The sequence below is a fragment of the Kyrpidia sp. genome, assembly GCF_023512215.1.
GTDB lineage: Bacteria > Bacillota > Bacilli > Kyrpidiales > Kyrpidiaceae > Kyrpidia > Kyrpidia spormannii.
Window position 1 is genome coordinate 22,683 of sequence record NZ_JAILZZ010000024.1, and the last position, 17,826, is coordinate 40,508.

20 protein-coding genes are annotated in these 17,826 nt (G+C 59.5%); 14 read left to right on the plus strand and 6 right to left on the minus strand.

Going from position 1 to position 17,826, the window contains the following annotated elements:
- The first annotated feature begins 121 nt into the window (after nt 1–121).
- The 13 genes from K6T64_RS09855 to K6T64_RS09915 all read left to right on the plus strand — a co-directional run bounded on the left by K6T64_RS09855 (nt 122) and on the right by K6T64_RS09915 (nt 12,673).
- On the plus strand, nt 122–688 hold the full coding sequence (locus tag K6T64_RS09855; RefSeq protein ID WP_288009934.1) for a sigma-70 family RNA polymerase sigma factor: 567 nt from the start codon (nt 122–124) through the stop codon (nt 686–688).
- Nucleotides 633–1,925, plus strand: a complete 1,293-nt coding sequence (locus tag K6T64_RS09860; RefSeq protein WP_288009936.1) for a hypothetical protein — start codon at nt 633–635, stop codon at nt 1,923–1,925. The genes K6T64_RS09855 and K6T64_RS09860 overlap by 56 nt, the downstream gene beginning before the upstream one ends.
- The gene (locus tag K6T64_RS09865) at nt 1,922–2,902 is read left to right on the plus strand and encodes an ABC transporter ATP-binding protein (protein WP_100667072.1); all 981 of its coding nucleotides are present in this window, start codon (nt 1,922–1,924) and stop codon (nt 2,900–2,902) included. Before K6T64_RS09860 ends, K6T64_RS09865 begins: the two co-directional genes overlap by 4 nt.
- Complete coding sequence (locus tag K6T64_RS09870; RefSeq protein WP_288009938.1) at nt 2,859–3,716, plus strand: ABC transporter permease; 858 nt, start codon at nt 2,859–2,861, stop codon at nt 3,714–3,716. The genes K6T64_RS09865 and K6T64_RS09870 overlap by 44 nt, the downstream gene beginning before the upstream one ends.
- Nucleotides 3,717–3,832: 116 nt before the next feature.
- Complete coding sequence (locus tag K6T64_RS09875) at nt 3,833–4,621, plus strand: enoyl-CoA hydratase (protein WP_100667074.1); 789 nt, start codon at nt 3,833–3,835, stop codon at nt 4,619–4,621.
- Between the two features lie 280 nt (nt 4,622–4,901).
- Nucleotides 4,902–5,711: a GntR family transcriptional regulator gene (locus K6T64_RS09880; RefSeq protein WP_288009941.1), complete on the plus strand. Its 810-nt coding sequence runs from the start codon at nt 4,902–4,904 to the stop codon at nt 5,709–5,711.
- A gap of 24 nt (nt 5,712–5,735) precedes the next feature.
- Nucleotides 5,736–6,815, plus strand: a complete 1,080-nt coding sequence (locus K6T64_RS09885; protein WP_288009942.1) for an ABC transporter substrate-binding protein — start codon at nt 5,736–5,738, stop codon at nt 6,813–6,815.
- A gap of 19 nt (nt 6,816–6,834) precedes the next feature.
- On the plus strand, nt 6,835–8,031 hold the full coding sequence (locus K6T64_RS09890) for an ABC transporter ATP-binding protein (RefSeq protein ID WP_288009943.1): 1,197 nt from the start codon (nt 6,835–6,837) through the stop codon (nt 8,029–8,031).
- Nucleotides 8,015–8,881 (plus strand): ABC transporter permease, encoded by an 867-nt coding sequence (locus K6T64_RS09895; RefSeq protein ID WP_288009945.1) that lies wholly within the window; start codon nt 8,015–8,017, stop codon nt 8,879–8,881. Before K6T64_RS09890 ends, K6T64_RS09895 begins: the two co-directional genes overlap by 17 nt.
- Nucleotides 8,878–9,717 (plus strand): ABC transporter permease, encoded by an 840-nt coding sequence (locus K6T64_RS09900; RefSeq protein ID WP_288009946.1) that lies wholly within the window; start codon nt 8,878–8,880, stop codon nt 9,715–9,717. The genes K6T64_RS09895 and K6T64_RS09900 overlap by 4 nt, the downstream gene beginning before the upstream one ends.
- Nucleotides 9,704–10,009, plus strand: coding sequence for a (2Fe-2S)-binding protein (locus tag K6T64_RS09905; protein ID WP_288009948.1), 306 nt, complete (start codon nt 9,704–9,706; stop codon nt 10,007–10,009). The genes K6T64_RS09900 and K6T64_RS09905 overlap by 14 nt, the downstream gene beginning before the upstream one ends.
- Nucleotides 10,006–11,571: an NAD(P)/FAD-dependent oxidoreductase gene (locus tag K6T64_RS09910; RefSeq protein WP_288009949.1), complete on the plus strand. Its 1,566-nt coding sequence runs from the start codon at nt 10,006–10,008 to the stop codon at nt 11,569–11,571. The genes K6T64_RS09905 and K6T64_RS09910 overlap by 4 nt, the downstream gene beginning before the upstream one ends.
- Nucleotides 11,564–12,673: an NAD(P)/FAD-dependent oxidoreductase gene (locus K6T64_RS09915; RefSeq protein ID WP_288009951.1), complete on the plus strand. Its 1,110-nt coding sequence runs from the start codon at nt 11,564–11,566 to the stop codon at nt 12,671–12,673. Before K6T64_RS09910 ends, K6T64_RS09915 begins: the two co-directional genes overlap by 8 nt.
- A 68-nt stretch (nt 12,674–12,741) precedes the next feature.
- Here the strand turns inward: K6T64_RS09915 and cynS are convergent, their stop codons facing one another.
- The 5 genes from cynS to K6T64_RS09940 form a co-directional block, all read right to left on the minus strand.
- Nucleotides 12,742–13,185 (minus strand): cyanase, encoded by a 444-nt coding sequence (gene cynS / locus K6T64_RS09920; protein ID WP_100667075.1) that lies wholly within the window; start codon nt 13,183–13,185, stop codon nt 12,742–12,744.
- 246 nt (nt 13,186–13,431) lie between these two features.
- Entirely contained in the window at nt 13,432–14,019 is a 588-nt protein-coding gene (locus tag K6T64_RS09925; RefSeq protein WP_100667076.1) for a phosphatase PAP2 family protein, read from the minus strand.
- Nucleotides 14,016–14,897, minus strand: coding sequence for a DUF8173 domain-containing protein (locus K6T64_RS09930; RefSeq protein WP_100667077.1), 882 nt, complete (start codon nt 14,895–14,897; stop codon nt 14,016–14,018). Before K6T64_RS09930 ends, K6T64_RS09925 begins: the two co-directional genes overlap by 4 nt.
- Before the next feature lie 64 nt (nt 14,898–14,961).
- Nucleotides 14,962–15,477 carry an anti-sigma factor family protein gene (locus K6T64_RS09935; protein ID WP_288009953.1) on the minus strand — a complete coding sequence of 172 codons (516 nt, stop codon included), beginning with the start codon at nt 15,475–15,477 and terminating at the stop codon, nt 14,962–14,964.
- A complete protein-coding gene (locus tag K6T64_RS09940) occupies nt 15,399–16,028 on the minus strand; it encodes an RNA polymerase sigma factor (RefSeq protein WP_288009955.1) in 630 nt (209 codons plus the stop codon). The genes K6T64_RS09935 and K6T64_RS09940 overlap by 79 nt, the downstream gene beginning before the upstream one ends.
- A gap of 238 nt (nt 16,029–16,266) precedes the next feature.
- On the opposite strand from K6T64_RS09940, the gene K6T64_RS09945 reads away from it, so the two are divergent.
- On the plus strand, nt 16,267–17,505 hold the full coding sequence (locus K6T64_RS09945; protein ID WP_288009956.1) for a multidrug effflux MFS transporter: 1,239 nt from the start codon (nt 16,267–16,269) through the stop codon (nt 17,503–17,505).
- A 76-nt stretch (nt 17,506–17,581) separates the two neighbouring features.
- On the opposite strand, the gene K6T64_RS09950 is transcribed toward K6T64_RS09945, so the two are convergent.
- The coding region (locus K6T64_RS09950) for a cytochrome d ubiquinol oxidase subunit II (protein ID WP_353737807.1) at nt 17,582–17,826 on the minus strand (245 nt) is incomplete at its 5' end.

Here is a 17,826-nt window from a genome sequence, read left to right on the forward strand (position 1 = left end):
GACAGGCCACATTTTCCCAGCTCCTGTACAAAGGCTTCGCCGAGATATGATACATTTAACCCTTGTTGGACGTCTTCCTAAATGAAGTTCTCCCGATAGACACGGGGAAGGAGGTGGCAGTTTGACTGACGAAATCCCCGCCGATTTTCAGGAACTTTTCCGGCGTCATTATCCCCGGGTGGTGCGCACCCTCCGCTTCCTGATCTCCGCCCCGGATGTGGTGGAGGATTTGGCCCAGGAGGTGTTCGTTCGTCTCTATCGGCATCCCCCGGATGATATGTCCAAAGTGGGGCCGTGGCTGCATCGGACTTGCACCCGCATGGCCTATGATTACCTGCGCGCCACGCGCCGGCGCAAGCGGGCCTTGGAGCAAATGGAGCACGTCGAGCGGACCGAGGAGCAAACCCCCTCCAGCGAGCATGTGGTTCTTCAAGATTGGGAGCGGGCCCGGGTGCAAGGGGTGTTGCGCCAGATGTCGGAGCGGGATCGCAAGGCCCTTTGGCTTCGCCACTCGGGTTACAGCTATCAGGAGATCGCGGATTATTTACAGGTGCCGAAAGAGCAGGTCGGGACGTTGTTGATCCGTGCGGCCGCCCGTTTCAAAAAATTATACCAAGAAGGAGGTTCCGTCCATGGAGAAGAATCGTCCGTGCGATCCATCCGCAGTTCAGGCGCTGATCGACCGTGAGGGGACGAGGGAACAACGCCTGCGGTGGTTGGAGCATGTCATCCAGTGTCCCGATTGCCGGCAACAGCTCCGGGAAGCCATCGACCTCACCCGTTTTGTGGAAAATCGCCTGGGGTTCTTGGAAGCCCCCCTTCCCTTGGCGACCGAGTCCGGCGGCAAACCCCAGACCCCGTCTCTAGACATCGATGAGGCCTGGAAAAGATTTCAAAAGCGGGTCCAAGACGAACCTGCTGGTATTGCCGGGATGGCCGTGGCAGATCGCCCGTCCCGCGTCCCGGGCCCGTCGGCGCAGGTTCAGACTGTCGTAACTGAGCCGATGATCATGAGGCAAGCCTTCTCTCAGGAACCGCCCGTTGAAACAGACCCGTCCCGGTGGCGCGCTGCAAAGAAGCGCAGGAAATGGATCGGCGCGGCGGTGTCCGCTGCGGCCGTCGCCGTCCTCGTGGTGGGCGCCCAAGCTCCCTGGGCGGGGAAGGCGTGGGCGGCGATGCTGCAGACCTTTCGGATCGAACACCTGGTGGCTCTGCAGCCCAACGACTTCACCCAGCTTCAAAATGCTCTTGAACAGGCCGGGGTGACGCATATTGATCTGAAACAGTATGGGCAGTTGGACCGCAAAGGGGGCGGGACCTATCAGGACGTGTCCTTCGCCGAGGCGCAGAAATTGGCCGGTTACCCGCTGAAAGCGCTCCCGGGCACATCGCCGAGCGATCAGGTCCACGTACAGGGTGCCCAAGACATCACCCTGCGGCCCCACGTGGCGACGATCAACGAGCTCATCCACCGGCTTGGGGGCAAAAGCTCTCTCCCGGCCGAGTTGGAAGGTCAGGCCATCGTGATTCACTTTCCCGCCGTGGTGAGCCAGAGTCTCAAGCCGGGCCAGGGAACGATCTTCTTTACGCAAATTCAGTCGCCCCGGATCGACATTCCCCAAGGGGTGAACATGGAAGAGGTGCGCCAAGTCTTGCTCGACCTGCCCATTTTGCCCCAGGACATGCGCCAGCGGCTGAGTCAGTCCGAGGATTGGAAAAACACTCTGTTCGTGCCGTCGGGCCCCGGAAGTGCGGAAAATACGACGGTGAACGGGCATGAGGCGGTGCTGGTGCGGGATACAATTGGCAAATTCCGGTCGATTTTGTGGTATAACAACGGGGTCCTCTACAATCTGGGCGGCACGGCGGCCGATTTTCCCACCGATGCCTCCTTGATACAGATGGCTGAGGCGATCGATCGATGAGTGTGGCGATCCAGACCGATCGGCTGACAAAACTGTACGGGCCCGGATCCGGGTGCCGGGGGATCACCCTGTCGGTAAAGTCCGGCCAGATCTTCGGTTTCCTCGGCCCGAACGGGGCGGGTAAGAGCACTTTTGTGAAGATGCTCGTGGGCCTCATCCGGCCGGATGCGGGGCGGGCGGAGATTCTCGGCCTGCCCCTCGGCCACCGGGAGATCCGGCGCCAGATCGGTTATCTGCCGGAGTTATTCCGGTACCAGGATTGGCTGACGGCGGAGGAGGTCCTGCGCTTTCACGCCCAACTCGGGGGACTGGGTGGTGAAAGGCGTGAGAAGCGAATCCGCCGGGTGCTCAACGACGTGGGGTTGGCGGGGAGGACAAAGGAACGGGTGCGCCATTTTTCCAAGGGAATGCAGCAACGCCTGGGATGGGCCTGCGCCCTTCTCCTCGATCCGCCGCTCCTGTTTCTTGACGAGCCCTCCTCGGCCTTGGACCCCATGGGCCGCCACGACATGCGCCAGTTGTTGCTGCGGCTGCGGCAGGAGGGAAAGACTATTTTCCTAAACACCCATTTATTAGAAGATGTGGAGTCGGTGTGCGACGAGGTGGCTTTTCTCGTGAACGGGCGGATCCGAGCCCAAGGGACCGTGGAAGCGCTGTTGCACCCCGAACTCAGGTGGGAGTTTGAAGTGGGAGGGTGGGAACCGGGAATCCTTGAGGGATTCACCGATCCCGCGGGGATTTCTATCCAGGTGGTGGAGGCGGATGACCGTGGCTTTGCCCGCCTTCAGGCCGTTGTGACAGATCGGGAGCAGGCGGGGTGGATCAACGCCCTGCTGGTGGAGCAGGGGATCACTGTATATGCGTCGGGCCCCGTGCAGACCCACCTGGAGCAGTGGTTTCTCGCCTTGGCGGAAGGAGAGGGGGGAGAGACCCGTGGTTCCCGTGATGTTGCTGACTTGGCGAGAGATCCTGCGTAGACGCGTGTTCCTGGTGACGGTGCTGCTGACCGCCGTGTTCCTGATTCTGTATGGGTGGGGGCTTTCCTATGTGGCCCGGGTGGGCGAACGGGCGCCGTCTGTGAGCAATTTGCTGGATCAATATCTGCAAGGGGCGGGTCTTCTCGTCGCCGGGGTGTTTTTCGCAAACTTCATGGTGGCCTTTTTGGTCATTTTTTCGTCGGCCGGGACGATCTCTGGCGAGATTGAGAGCGGCATTCTCTATTCGATACTCCCCAGGCCGGTGGAGCGGTGGCAGGTGTATTTGGGAAAATGGGCCGGGCTTGCGATCTGGGGGCTGTTGTACGCCGGCGTGCTATTCTGGGCTTTGGTGTGGATGGTCCATCTCTTCCTGGACTTTCCTCTTGACATGACTTCCCTTCTCCGCGCTTTCGTCGCCTTGGAGTTGATGCCCTTGGTGCTCAGCGCCGTGACGCTGCTGGGGTCCGCGTATTTGCCGACTTTGGGAAATGGCGTGGCCGTGACCCTTTTGTATGGTCTGGCGCTGCTGGGAGGGCTTATGGAGCAGTTCATGAGTGTCGGGTCCTCCAGCTCGGCGGGGGAGAGAATTGGCCTGGTCACCAGTCTTCTCATGCCCTCGGATGCGCTGTATCGCCGGATGGTGTACGAGGTGACGGCGGGAAGTGGCATTCCCGTCGGTGACAGCGCCGCCCGGATGCTGGGGCCCTTTGCCAGTCTCAACGCGCCGAGCGATGCCTTTCTGGTGTACGTAGGCGTTTATATTGTCGCGGTGCTCCTCTGGGGATGCCTTCGGTTTACTTGGCGGGATATTTAATTCTTTTGCATTTGGCGGAATTGGCCCAATTCGTTTATAGTGGATCATAGAGCGCGGCCCCGATGCGGGTGCTCGGGGACGGATCCAGTTTGTGTCGAGAAGGGGGAGCGGGGAGGATGGGATATATCACCTATCGGGAATCGGGCAAGAAAGCCTATGTGACGCTGAACAACGACCGTCAGCGCAATGCGTTGTCCCGGGCGGTTCTGGAAGAGTTCAACCAGGTGCTCGGGGAGATCCGGCCGCGGCGGGATCTGAATGTGGTGATCATTCAGGCGGAAGGCAAAGTGTTCAGTTCCGGACACAATCTGCGGGAGATCGGCGGTCAGCCATCGGATGAGGTGCTGGAGTTGTTCAATGTCTGCCAGACCTTTATGCTGGGTCTGCAGCGCCTGCCCCAGGTGACCCTGGCGAAGGTGCACGGGGTGGCCACGGCGGCGGGGTGCCAGTTGGTGGCGGCCTGCGATCTGGCGGTGGCCAGCAGGGACGCCAAGTTCGCAACCCCGGGGGTCAACATCGGCCTGTTTTGCAGTACGCCGGCGGTATTTGTAAGCCGGAACGTGGGACGTAAAAAAGCGGCGGAGATGTTGTTCACCGGGGATTTTATCTCGGCCGAAGAGGCGCTGCTTCACGGGCTGGTCAATCGGGTGGTTCCGCCCGAGGAATTGGATGCGGCGGTGGAGGAGTTGGCTGACCGGGTCGCCCGGCACAGCTTGTCCACCCTGGAGATTGGCAAGCGAATGTTTTATAAGCAGCTTTCCATGGACGACGCGTCGGCCCTGGAGTATGCCAGCGGAGTCATCACGCTCAACAGCGCCCATCCCGACGCTGTGGAAGGCATTCGCGCCTTTTTCGAGAAACGCCCGCCGAGTTGGCGTGCAGAGGAAGGCGTGAAACAATCCTGACGTTTTATGGGATATTAAATTACCTAAGATGTGCAAGACCATGGGCGATGGAGAAAGATGTTCTTGGGTTTTGAGGCCTGGTCACGGTGTAGCGGCTGTGACAGGCCTATTTTTATCTTGATTACCAACTCTAAATGTGATATCAATATATCAATCCCACATGATCGATATAAAGGTTCAGAATCGAAATACATCGCTCTGGCCTGACGTCGATGTGGGAGAGGGTGGTTGCCGAGCCGTAAGTTTTTAATCGCAGGTGTTTTGCGAGAAGGGGGACGCAGTGCCAGTGCAGGGGGAGGAGGGGAGTCACCGCGTTTGTAAGTCGAAATCTTCAACGAACCTGCTGAAGACTCGGGGGTCGACACAATTGCTGGACAGGCATTCGGGGAGGCCGCTCTACATTCAAATCCGAGATGAATTGGAGAGGCGCATTTATTCCGGGGAGTGGAAACCCGGGGATCAAATTGCCACCGAAGACGAGTTGCAGCGCCTTTATGGAGTCAGTCGAATTACCGCCCAGAGGGCGGTCAATGAGCTGGTGAAACGGGGACTGGTGGTCCGAAGGGCCGGCAAAGGAACCTTTGTGACCGATGCGGTGGCGGAAGATGATCTCAGTCAGTTTATCAATTTCGCCAAGCGCCGACCGGCGGTAGAGGGTCCACACCGACTGATTGCAGTAACACCGGAAAAGTGGAAGGATCCGGACGCCGAGTGGGCCGGGCTCAGGGAAGGGGAAGAGATTCTCCGGCTGGAGCGCCTCAAGATCGTGGATGATCGGCCCTTTGCCTTGGAGATCTCCCTGATCCCTATGCGCTATGCAACGGGGATTCCAGAGGCTGATCTGGAAAACTTGATTCTTTATCCGTTTTTTCGAGAACGGGGAATCCGCCTGGCCTATGCCAAGATGTACGTCAAGCCTCACGCCTTGACCGATCAGGAGGCGAATCTTCTGGAGATGCCATCAGGCATGCCCGTGTTCTTGTGGGAGCGCGCCTCCTTCACCCAGGACCGCAGCCTGGTGGAATTGACGCGGTTTATCCTTCGCAGTGACACGCGGCGGTTTTTCGTGGAATTTTCCCTGGAAGAGTAGAAATGGAGCGAAAGGGTGGTTGGAGTGATCAGATGGAAAAGGTGGACCGCGCTGGGAGTGGTGACAGCCCTGGCGACGGCGATGGCGGGATGTGGAAGCCAGGGATCCGGAGGCTCCACAGCGGGCGGGGAACAGCAGCTGGTGGTAGCCGGATATGGGGGGTCGTTTCAGAAGGCGATCACCAGTTCAGTAATTCCGGATTTTGAGAAACAATTTCATTGTAAGGTCACCTATGTCGCCGGAGCCTCCACGGACACCTTGTCCAAGCTACAGGCGCAAAAGGCCCATCCAGAGATTGATGTGGCGATCATGGACGACGGGCCCCAGGCCCAGGCGAAGACACTGGGGTTACTCGCGCCTCTGGATCCCTCGGTGGTCACGAATCTTAAGAATGTGTACGACATCGCCAAGGATCCGGACAATATCGGAGTGGGGGTGGGCGTGACCGCCACAGGGTTGGCCTACAACACAAAAGTATACGCCGACAATCATTGGACACCGCCGACGTCGTGGAAAGATTTGGCCGACCCAAAATTGAAAGGAAAGTTGGTATTGCCAGCCATCGTGAATACCTATGGGGTGCACATGTTGGTTATGGAAGCCAAAGCAAACGGGGGGAGCGAGAAGAACATTGAACCGGGATTTACGGCTATGAAAGCCATTGCGCCCAGTTCAGTGACCTTCGATAAAACCGCGGACGTATCGAATTATTTCCTGCAGGGAACCGCAGTGGCCTCCGCTTGGGGGCAGGGCCGGGTGAACACGTTGAAATCCCAAGGCTTTCCCATCGAGTTCGTTTTTCCGAAAGAGGGCGCCGTGGCGTTGCTAAGTATGGGAAGCGTGGTAAAAAACGCGCCACATCCGCAACTGGCTCAGGAATTCATCAACTATTTGCTGGATCCTAAAACCGAGGTCGCTATTGCTCAGAGCGCGTTTTTAGGACCGACGAACAAGACCACAAAGCTTCCGGAGGACGCCGCGAAAAATGTAATCTACGGGACCTCGGAGATCGACAAGCTCGTCAAAATGGACTGGCCAACGATCAACGCCAACCGTGCCGCATGGACAGACCGGTGGAACAAAGAGATCGATACCCAGCACTAGTCGGGAAGGGTGACGGAACGTGTCGCATTTGGTTCTCGACGGTGTCGTCAAGCGATTTCATGACCGCGAGGTGATTCACGGGGTTCACCTCAGTGTAGAGCGAGGAGAGCTCATGTGTTTCCTCGGTCCCTCGGGATGCGGGAAGACCACAATCCTCAATATGATTGCCGGTTTTTTAGCGGTGGACGCCGGGGAGATTCGGCTGGATGGAGTATCAGTGGAAAAACGGCCTCCTCACAAGCGTAACATGGGCATGGTGTTTCAAAATTACGCTCTTTTTCCTCACATGACGGTGTTTGAGAACATCGCCTTCGGGCTGAAATTGCGAAAAGTGGACAAGGCCGCGATTCGGGAGCAGGTGGGCCGGGTGTTGGAATTAACTCGGTTAACGGGTTACGAAGATCACTACCCGCGCCAATTATCCGGCGGACAGCAACAGCGGGTGGCCATGGCCAGGGCGCTAGTCATTCGCCCGGACGTTCTTCTGCTGGATGAGCCTTTTAGCAACCTGGATGCGAAGCTGCGCCAGGAGATGCGGGAAGAAGTGTTCGAAATTCAGCGGCGGATTGGCATCACGACGATTTTCGTCACCCATGATCAGGAGGAGGCCATGGCGATCTCTGATCGGATCGCCGTGATCCACAATGGGGTGATCGAGCAGGTTGGCGCACCCCGGGAGATTTATGAAGAGCCTCGTACAGATTTTGTTGCCACCTTTATCGGAGAGGTGAATGCCCTGTCCGGGCGCGTGGCCGGGAATGAGTCAGGTGGTTGGGTGTCGGTGGCGACAGATTTCGGGGAGCGGTTTTCAGGTCGGAGTTCAGGGGCCGAGCTTCCGGTGGGCGCTGAGGTGACGTTGTACGTGCGTCCGGAACACATGCGAATCCAGGGGGAGAGGGCGTTTCTGGACTCGGGGGATGGTGGAGGGTCGGGTACGTCAAGCGGGTCTGGCCTCGCCGAACATCCGGGTGCCGGGCTTTTGAGGGGAAGGGTGGACAGAATTGTGTTTCTCGGGGTCAGGACTCGGTACGTGGTGGATACACCGGCCGGGGTGATCACCGTACAAACTGCAGAGCCACCGGTGGGGCTCGAGACTGGAAGTGCGGTGGTGGTGCAGTGGGATCCGGACCGGGCCTTTGTGATTCCGAAGCAGGAGTTCCCCGGGGGGGCGGCTCGAATGGGGAAAGAAGGTGGTCCCGTTGAAGCGTCCGGGTGAGGCCCGCGGCCGCGTGGGCGTTCTGTTGGTGCTACCCGCCCTAGCTGTGTTTGTCGTGTTTTTTGTGATTCCCCTTGTGAATGTCTTGATAACCAGCTTTCACAACTATAGCCAGACGACGGGGATTGGCACGCGTTGGACCTTGGAGAATTACAGTAAGTTCCTAGGGGATCCATATTATCTCGGGATTCTCTGGCGAACGATGCGAATTAGCGTGGTGACCACGGTGGTGACCCTCCTCCTCGGGTATCCATTGGCGATGATCCTGATGAGTACCCGGGGGCGGACGAGGAACTACCTCGTACTGTTTCTGTTGTCACCCTTGTTGATCAGTATGGTCATCCGCGCTTACGGATGGGTGATTATTCTTGGCAACCGGGGGCCTGTGGCGGATTTGCTCGGCCTTGTCGGGATTCACCCGCCATCTATGCTCTATAACGAATTTGCTGTGGAGCTCGGGATGGTACATGTATTTTTGGCCTACATGGTGCTACCGATCCTTGGTAGTCTAGAGAGCATCGATCCATCGGTGGTGCGAGCGGCGCAGAGTCTTGGCGCCGGGCGATGGAGGACTTTTCGCAGCATTCTGCTTCCCCTCTCTCTGCCTGGAATTTCGGCGGGGTCGGTGATGGTATTCAGTCTCACTGCCAGTTCCTTTGTTACACCGATGATTCTCGGAGGCCCCCGGGTACCGGTGATGTCGGATTTGGCCTACGATCAGACGGCGGTGCTTCTCAACTGGCCGTACGGATCGGCGGTGGGGTATATTCTCATTGCAGTGACGCTGGCGCTCTTGCTTCTGTATAGCCGGATCGTCGGCGGTCGGGGAGGGGCGGTGCCGGTGCGATGACAATCGGCAAGGTACTTCGGGGGGTATATCTCGGCCTGCTATACCTGTTTATTCTTGCCCCCATCATTGTGGTGGTGGCCTCTTCCTTTACCCGGACCAATTATATCGTTTTTCCTCCCAAGGGATTTACGGTGCGTTGGTACGGGGAACTCGTTCAGAACCACCCGGAGTTTCTAGCGTCCCTTGGGGTAAGCATTGCCGTCGGCTTGGGTACGGCCCTCGGGGCGACGGCGCTGGGCACTTTAGCGGCCCTGGCCCTGGAGCGGTACCCGGTGCCTGGTCGCAGGGCGCTCCAGGAGCTGTTTGGATCGCCCCTCGTGATCCCGTCGGTGGTGCTGGGGGTGGCCCTCCTGCAGTGGTATTCGGCCCTTGGGATCGCTACCAGTATTCTGTCGTTGATCATTGGTCATTTTATCATCGCCTTTCCGTATGTCGTACGGCTAGTGACGGCGAAGTTGATCGATTTTCGTGAAAGCCATGTCGAGAGGGCTGCCGCCAATCTTGGCGCCACACCGTGGCAGGTCTTTTGGAAAATCACCCTGCCGATGATTCGATCTGGGATCATTGCTGGAGCGGTGTTCGCCTTTGTTACATCCTTTGACGACTTAACGGTTGCCCTGTTTGTGGTAAGCACCGACGTTCAGACTTTGCCGGTACGCCTGTTTAACTACATGCAATACAATTACGACCCTGTGGTGACGGCAATCTCCTCTCTCATGGTTTTACTAAGTGTGGTCATGATGGTCGTCATGGAACGGGCCATGGGAATTGGCCAGGTGTTCGGAGTGTCCGGTCAACAGGCAGGGAAGAGAGGGAAGCAGCGTGTCTACGAATGAGGATGTACGGATACCCGCGATTTCTGGGGAACGGGTGACTTTTACCTTCAATGGCGAAATGGTGGTCGCCAACGCGCATCAAAGCTTGGCGGCAGCTTTGTGGGCGGCCGGATATCGGCAATTGGGGACCAGTAGAAGTAAGGCGGAGCCGAGGGGGCTCTTTTGCGGGGACGGTTGGTGTGGAAACTGTTTTGTTGTCGTGGATGGCCGGCATCGCGTGAGGGCCTGCAGCACCCGGGTTAGGGAAGGGATGCGGGTGGAGATGCAGTTAGGAGATCCGGATTTGGGGTGAGGCAGGAAATGGCAGTGGGGGAAGAGCACGGGACAGCAGACGTGTTGGATGTGGCGGTAGTGGGCGGCGGTATCGCCGGTTTGGCTGCGGCGAAGGAATTGTTGGAAGCCGGGCTCACGGTAGCTGTGTTCGAGGAGTCGGCGGTGTTCGGCGGCAAAGCGGCAAACCGCACGGAGTGGGTGCAGACACCGGAAGGTCCGGACCGTTGGTGGAGATGGGTGTCACGGCTGGAACAAGGGGTGCGATCCGCGGGCGGCCGGTTGTATGCGGATACGCCGGTACTGGGGCTGGAAGAAGGTCCAGAAGGTTGGCGGCTAGCGGTGCTGATGGGGGGCGACGTGGAGGAGGTGTCGGCCCAGTCGGTCATTGTAGCTGCCGGAGCCCGGGGTCAGGGGCTGTTATTTCCCGGCTGGGCGAAACCGGGAGTGATCACAGCGGATGCCGCCCGGCGGATGATCTTTCGAGACCGGGTACTGCCTGGGAGGCAGGCGGTGGTGGTTGGTGCGGTGGACGAAGCCTTGTGGACCGCTCGGGAACTAAAACTTGCCGGTGCCACTGAGGTAACGGTGGTGCGTGCAGACCACCCCGTCGAGGAGATCGAAGGAGTGGCCGAGTTATTGAAGGGGTATGCAGAAAGGTGGCCGGAGGGTACTCGGGACGCCTTGAGCGAACGGTCTCTGTCGGAAATTCCGGGGGACATCCATGTGGAGATCGATTGGGTGATGGGAGCGGCCACAGGAACTTCGGGGGTGGAGACCGTAACCCTCGTGAACCAAGCTACTGGGCAGGTACGCACGCTACAAGCGGATCTTGTGGTCTTGGCCCATGGTCGGATTCCTGCTGTGGAGCTGGTTCAGCTGGCCGGGGTGCGATTTGGGTATGCGGAAGCTTTGGGTGGTTGGGTACCGATCTGCGGTCCGGACATGCAGACGACCCAGCCGGGACTCTATGTGGCGGGGGGGACCGCGGGGGCGGACACCACGACGGCGGAGTGGCTTTCCGGCCGACTTGCGGGGACTGCGGTGGCTCGTCGGCTGAGGCCGGAAAAAGGTGTTGATGACGACAGCGTCGAGCGGTTGATCGTCGCGTGGAGCCGAGCGTCTGGTCCGGTTCGGGCAGGGGCGAGATTACGATTGGCCACTGCCTCGGAGTGTCCCGACAGCGCCCCTCTTAGCAATGTTTGGAGCGAAGAGGGGCTGTCTGCGAATGGCAGGGCAGGGGTGTACAGCTTTGGCAAGCGTAGCGTGGAACCTTGGACCGTGGTGTGTCGCTGTGAAGATGTGACGGTGGGGGATGTTGTCACGGCGGTGGAGCAAGGGGCCCGCAGCCCGGATGATGTGAAGCGGCTCACCCGTTGCGGCATGGGGCTTTGCCAAGCACGGGAATGCCGGAGCCTCGTGGCGGAGGTGATGTCTCAGGCTTTGGGGAAACCCGTGGACGAAATTCCACTTCCCAATGTGCGATTTCCTGTGCGCCCAGTCCTCCTGGAATTCCTGGCCGGGGCAGATGCAGGGGATGGGACCGTTCGGTCGGTGCTGAGTGAGGTGAAAGAAGATGACTGAAGGGCGAATTCTGGTGGAAGATACGCCAAGTGCCTTAGATGCTGAAATTGCCGTGATCGGGGCAGGGGTGGTGGGGAATTCCATTGCTTTTCACCTGGCCGAACGTGGGCGGGATGTGCTGGTGATCGATAAGAACTATCCCCTGTCCGGTACGTCGGGATCGACCCAGGCCTGGGTATGGGTGCACACGAAATCTCCGGCTTCTTACGCGGAGTTCAGCCTCCTGAGCGCCGAACTCTATCCCTATCTCAAGAAGCGGATCGGGGACGTGGAGTACCAGGCAACAGGCGGGATTGCTCCGATTTTCGACCCGAAGGACCTGCAACGGGCCAAGCGGTTTGTCGAGACCTATCGCACCCACGGTATTCCTGTAGAGCTGCTCGACCGGGATGAGGTGTTGGATAAAGAACCTCACCTCTCACCGCACGTGGTGGGAGCCACCTTCAGCCGGGTGGACGGGAACGTCAACCCGTTTCGACTGGTGGATGGCTACCGGCGGGCGGCGGTGCGGCACGGGGCGAGGTACAGTTTCTACAACCCTGTGCTGGAGATCGAGGAGCTAACGGGTGGGTTCGTTATCCGGACCGAGCGTGCCCGGGTGCGATCGAAAAAATTGGTGTTGGCGGCTGGGCCATGGTCGGCCCAAGTGGGGCGCCTGTTAGGTGTATCGATCCCCGTGGACCCCGTGCGAGGGCAGATCGTTGTGACCGAGCCTTTGCAACCGCTTCTACGTTATACGATGAGTGGGATGCGCCAGACTCAAAATGGAGAGATCCTGATTGGCTATTCTAAAGAAAATGTCGGGTTTGACCGGCGAACCCGGCTGCCGGTGATACGCCAGACGGTGAACATGGCCTTGCAATATGTACCGAAGTTAGCCAAGGCGCAAGTAGTCCGAACCTTCTCTGGCCTGCGGGTTATGCCTCGGGACGAGCTTCCCATCCTCGGGCGGGTCCCGGGCCACGAAGGTCTCTATGTGGCTGCTACCCACAGCGGGTACACGTTATCGCCCTTACTCGGTACGCTGATGGCAGAATTGATCGTGGACGGAGAGACGTCGATCCCCATTGACGCGTACAGCCTGAAGCGATTTGATGCTTGAGTAGCCGTCTACGCAAACCCCTCCCTGGCTAAAGCCACCAGGGAGGGATCTTTTGGGGGAGGAAGCTGTTACCATTTTCGATACGGAAGGAATTTGCCGTTCATCACGACTTGTACCCGGTCCCCTTTGGGATCTTCGACCCGGCGCACGCTCATTTCAAAATCGATGGCGGACATGATGCCGTCGCCGAATTTTTCGTGGATCAACTCTTTGAGCGCCGGCCCGTAGACTAGCAAAATCTCGTAAAATCGATAAAGAACGGGATCCGTGGGGGGCATGGGAACCGTTGTTCCGCGGTACGGGATGACCGTCAGCGCCTGCACCGCGTCTTCCGGGAGCTCCAGCAAACTGCCCACCTTTTGTGCTTCTTCCGGGGAAAGCGGTGCCTGACCGAGCAATGCGGTGGCTGTCCACGCCTCCGAGCGGCCAATCGCGCCGGCAATATCCTTCCATTTTAGGCCCAACCGCTGTTTCGCTTCGATCACCTGCCGGGTGACCTCGGCTTTTTCCATATTTTTGACTCCTTTCCCGAATGTGTGTGAAGAAAATGTGAAGTAAACGTTAACATACAGAAGTTGCACCGGGACAAATACCAGATTCGCGTTAAATTATACGACACAGATCGCCGAAATCAATGGGCACACGTAAACAATAGGTGACATGTGTGAGAACGAAGTGCGACGCGTATGAAAAGATTCGAAAGTTCTGGTAAATAGACGGTGACCGGTGTATCCGGCCCGGCCGGGGCCGCCCGGGATTTAACCCCGGGCATAGCGGCCAAAATGGAACATCCGCAGTCCAATGCGGGTCAAAGAAAGAATGGGTGCACCGATTTTCCAAATGACGCGGCCGGCGAACACGCCGATCACCATTCCGGCCAACACGTCCGTCGGCCAGTGTACCCCGGTGTACACCCGGGCGATCATCGTCAGGACCGCCAGGGCTGTCAATCCCGCAGCCACCCAGCGGTTGATTTTCCCCCAAGTTGCAGAAGCCAGAGCAAAGCTGCCCGATGCGTGGTCGCTGGGGAACGAGGCGTCCGGTGCGTGGGGGATGAGCTCGGTGAAGGTGCCCGCCGCCAGGACCGTGAACGGACGCGGGCGAAACCATATGTGGGAGATGACAAGGTTCACCAGCAAGGCCAGGATGCCGGCGAAAACTGCCACCACCAAGGCGTGCCGGGGCCCTTCCTCCCGTTTGGGCAAGAGCAGCCACAGGGCGATAAAGGCGATGGCATAGATCTCGACGGAGTACTGGGCGACGGAACTCATCAAACCGTCCAGCCAGGTGTGATGTCCCGCCTGGCTGTTCACGATGTGAAACAACGCAGCATCAAAGGTATTCATGGGTTCCTCCTTATCCAACCGACCCGGCGGTTGGTCATCGTTGCGAGAACGGCGCCGATCCCGGCGCACCACGCCAGGGCGAGCAGCACCGGCCCCGCAGCGGGAATATTGGCGAATGCCATGACGAGAACCGCGCCGATCAGTCCTTGAAGGCCCGGCGAAGAAAGGGCGGGACCGTCACCTGTGGGTTGCAGCAGTCGAGTGGCCCAGACCGACACTGCCCCCAGGCCGATGAGCCCGGCGATCCCGTAGGCGACCAAAATCAACGCCGCAATGGGGGCGCCAATCACCGTCACCGCCAGGACGGCGCTCAGGGCGACGACCGCCAAGGACCCCAGCACTCCCACCAGGGTGGTGCGTCCAAAGGAGTCTTCGATGTAGGACACGGTTCCGTCCAGGTGGCGGCGCAAAATCAGAACCGCCAAGGTGGGAAGAACGACCAAGAGCACACTCCCGGCCAGGCGCAAAGCCCAGAGGCCGGCGGCGAGGGCGGCTCCAAGGGCGACGCTGTCCAACCATCTGGCGCCGGCGGGAATATGGTACAAGGCCTCGACCTGGGCCCCGGGGTCGATGACCGTCTGGCCTCCCCAAGTGACCACGATCCCCGCCCGGGCCGTCGATCGCAGATGCAGGTCGCCCCGGGTGACGACCAAAAGATCTCGAACGGTGCCGGCCACGTCTGCCGGGTTTCCTACCACGAGTACGACTTCCGCCGTATCTCCGTACGGGATGGTGACCGGGTTCTGGGCGACGATGGACCGATCCGGGACGGCGGCCAGCAGGCGCTGGGGAGCCGAACCTGCGAAGAAAAAGGTCACCAAGGCGGAAAGGAGCACCGCCGACAGAAGCGTTTTCTGTTTGACTTCCATGTGCTGCATCCTGCAGCCTCCCAACATTGTCTCGTAGCCCTCCCCGCCGGTCGTACCGTCTTCGGCCGAATTCTTACCCGGGTGTGGACGAGGACCGCCAGGTTCGGCGGATGATCTCCCGGGCTGCGATCCAGGACAGGAGGGCAATCCCGATTCCCATAGCTGTCATCACCGGGGCCCCGATTGTCGCGGAACTCCACCACAGCCCTAGCAAAATCCTCATACCCCGCAGAAGGTGGCCGGCCAGCCGGATGAAGGAGTGGTCGATTGGATAAGCGACCACCGGGGCTGCGACCGCCAGGAGGGCGAGAAGCCCGGTGGTCACCAAGGCGACGATTCCGGTGTCAAACCGTTGTTTAGCCCGGCGGAGAGCCGCGATGCGCCGGTTTACCGCATGTTCAAAGTCTGGCGGGGCGCTCCATGCGGCGAGAGCTTCGTGAACGCCTAGGGACGCCGATCGCAACTCCGCGAGGCGGATCTTGCAGACCGGGCAATGGGCCAGATGTGTCGCTACGGCCGTCTCCTCTTCCTCTGGGAGCTCTCCGTCGAGATGGGCGGAGAGGCGTTCCTGGACTTCCCGGCATTCCACGACCATTCCTCCTCGGGTGAGTCGTTGATGAACAAGCGACGAAGCTGCAGACGGGCGTGATGGAGCCTCGAACGAACCGTTCCCACGGGAATGCCCACGATGTCCGCAATCTCTTGATATTGAAATCCATGAACCTCGTGCAGCACCAGGACTGCCCGGTGTTCCGGGCTCAGTTGAGCCAGGGCGTCGAGCAGAACCGTCCGTCCCTCCGGGTCCTGGGCGAAAGCGTTGCCGGGGGCTCCCCCTTCTCCTTGCTCAGCGGCGGAACGGATTTGCTCCCCCTCCCTGATGCGATTTTTCACCGCATCCAGGGCTTGTCGGGTGGCGATTCTCGCCAGCCACCCCGGGAAGGCGCCATCATCTTTCAGCGCGCGAAGGGAGAGAAAAGCCCGGACGAACGATTCCTGGGCGACATCCGCCGCTTCCTCGGGGTTCCGCACGATGGCCAGGGCGGTGCGGAAAACCATATTCTGGTATCGGCGCACGAGCGTGGAAAATGCCTTCCGGTTCCCGGATTTGGCCAGTCGAACGAGCTGCACGTCGTCGTCCAAGGAGCGCTCCTCCCTTGCCCTCTATACAAGAAGACTGTCTGGACAGGACAGAAGTTCATCGTGGATGAAGATTTTTTGCAACAATTTTTCCGAACCGACACAAAGGCTTACTTCATGTTGTATCACATTTGGCACCCCGCCATGCCGGGAGGGATCTGACCCAGGCCGTCGAATCATATAGGATATGGGATGCGGCAGGCAGATTCCCAGTTTCCAGCGGGGGGAGGATAGGTTAGAGTTGGAGCCATCAATCGTCAAAGAAGAGATCCTTCGCCCGCGTCGGGGAATTCTCGCCCTGGTCTTGGGCGGTTTAACGGGGCTGGGGCCTTTCACCGTGGACATGTATCTGCCATCGCTGCCGGTGTTGGCGGAGGATTTTCGTGTGGGGGCGTCGACGGTCCAGTTGAGCCTCATGGCGTGTCTGTTGGGATTGGCCTCAGGACAACTGGTGGCAGGGCCCATCAGTGATGCCCGGGGGCGCCGGGGTCCGGTCCTCGTCGGTCTGTTGATCTACGCGCTGGCGTCGGTGATGGCAGCTTGGGTGGGGCGGATCGAGGGGTTCATTGCTCTGCGGTTTGTGCAGGGGATGGCGGGGTCGGCGGGAATCGTCATCGCCCGGGCCATTGCCCGGGACCACTTCGAAGGGCCGGAATTGACACGGTTTTTCGCCTTGCTGATGGTGGTGAACGGGGCGGCCCCGGTGTTGGCCCCGGTCATAGGCGGGCAGATCCTCCGGGTGACCTCCTGGCGCGGGGTGTTCCTGGTTCTGGGGGGACTGGGCATTCTTCTTTGGTTGACGGTGTGGGGGTTGCTTGCGGAAACTCATCCTCCTCACCGGCGGGTCCGGGGCGGCGTCCGGGCAACCATCGGGACACTGGGTCAGTTGCTCAAAAATGCGGAGTTCCTGGGCTACGTATTGGCTCAGGGGTTCGCTTTTGCGGCCATGTTCAGTTATATCTCCGGTTCATCCTTTGTTCTCCAACAGGAATACGGGGTGTCGGCCCAGGGGTTCAGCGCGGTTTTTGCCGTCAATGGCATCGGGATTGTTTTGTCCGGGCAGATCGCCGCCCGGGCGGCTGTCAGGTGGGGGGAGCGCCGGGTTCTGGGCGTTTCCCTGATCGTGGCGGTGTTGGGCAGCCTATTTCTTCTCGGCGGGGTGATGGCCCGGGCGGGGTTAGCGTTGGTGCTTCCCACGCTGTTTGTGGCGATTGCAGTGGTGGGGGCGATCAGCACCATGTGCAGTTCTCTGGCTCTGCAGAACCACGGGAGAGTTGCCGGCAGTGCGGCGGCTTGGCTTGGGGTGAGCGGCCAGTTGATCGGCGGTTTAGTTACCCCCCTGGTCGGGTTGGGGCCCGGCCGCATTGCTATCACCATGGCGGGTTTGATCATGATTTGTCACCTGTTCGCCGCCGTGGTGTACAAGCTTCTGTCCAGTCGGCGGGCGGTGACGGATGAAACGGGGCAAGAGGGTGCTTAATGTTCGGTTGTTCGAACGTGCGGGAGGTGGTTGGTATCGTGAATTTTACCCAAATAGGCCCTGGAAGCAGCCCCCATTAAAATCCCGGATGATCCGGAGTTTCCGGATCCCAGGGGGCCGGCTCCGGCCGCTCCATGAACAGGCGCCAAAACCACACAAAGGCCGGGAAAAACAGAGCCAACCCGACCAAAAGCACCACGAGAAGGGTGCGAAACATGGCGGGCCCCGCAAAGGCTCCTTCTACCGTCAGGCTGGGGGCGAGAAGAAACGGCAGATGGGCGAGACCGTATCCCCAGTGGGCAAAGGCGTACTGCAGAACGG

Bases quoted from the DNA above. Each gene is read 5' to 3' on its own strand.
- K6T64_RS09860 (WP_288009936.1), top strand. From the start codon at position 633: ATGGAGAAGAATCGTCCGTGCGATCCATCCGCAGTTCAGGCGCTGATC.
- K6T64_RS09865 (WP_100667072.1), top strand. From the start codon at position 1,922: ATGAGTGTGGCGATCCAGACCGATCGGCTGACAAAACTGTACGGGCCC.
- K6T64_RS09875 (WP_100667074.1), top strand. From the start codon at position 3,833: ATGGGATATATCACCTATCGGGAATCGGGCAAGAAAGCCTATGTGACG.
- K6T64_RS09900 (WP_288009946.1), top strand. From the start codon at position 8,878: ATGACAATCGGCAAGGTACTTCGGGGGGTATATCTCGGCCTGCTATAC.
- K6T64_RS09915 (WP_288009951.1), top strand. From the start codon at position 11,564: ATGACTGAAGGGCGAATTCTGGTGGAAGATACGCCAAGTGCCTTAGAT.
- cynS (WP_100667075.1), bottom strand. From the start codon at position 13,185: ATGGAAAAAGCCGAGGTCACCCGGCAGGTGATCGAAGCGAAACAGCGG.
- K6T64_RS09925 (WP_100667076.1), bottom strand. From the start codon at position 14,019: ATGAATACCTTTGATGCTGCGTTGTTTCACATCGTGAACAGCCAGGCG.
- K6T64_RS09930 (WP_100667077.1), bottom strand. From the start codon at position 14,897: ATGCAGCACATGGAAGTCAAACAGAAAACGCTTCTGTCGGCGGTGCTC.